Annotated in this window: 1 protein-coding gene; it reads left to right on the plus strand. The window is 64.6% G+C overall.

Going from position 1 to position 466, the window contains the following annotated elements; translation table 11 throughout:
- A partial coding sequence (locus APY03_RS20640; protein WP_198161273.1) for a TolC family protein occupies positions 1 to 466 on the plus strand: 466 nt, incomplete at both ends.

Here is a 466-nt window from a genome sequence, read left to right on the forward strand (position 1 = left end):
TGCCCTCCGAATTGGCGCACAGGCGGCCGGACATACAGCGCGCCGAAGCCCAGCTCCATGCCGCGACGGCGGCCATCGGCGTCGCCAAGGCCGATTTCTACCCGCGGATCGGCTTGCGGGGAAGAGTCGGCGTCGAGGCCTTCGAGTTCAACGACCTCGACAGTTGGGATTCCCGGTTCTTCTCCGTCGGCCCGACGGTCTATCTCCCCATCTTTCAGGGCGGTCGTTTGAAGCAGCGCCTGGCGCTGAACGAGGCACGGCAAAGAACAGCCGCCATCGCCTACCGGCAGACGGTGCTGCAAGCCTGGCATGAAGTGGACAACGCCCTGGACGCCTGGGCAGCCCAGCAGAACCGACATGCCGAATTGCTGGTTTCGTATGAACAGAACAAGCAGGCGCTGCATGCTGCCGAGCGCGGCTATCAGGAAGGCGCTGCCGACTACCTGAATGTCCTGGCCGCGCAGCG

This window comes from Variovorax sp. WDL1 (assembly GCF_001541225.1).
GTDB lineage: Bacteria > Pseudomonadota > Gammaproteobacteria > Burkholderiales > Burkholderiaceae_C > Variovorax.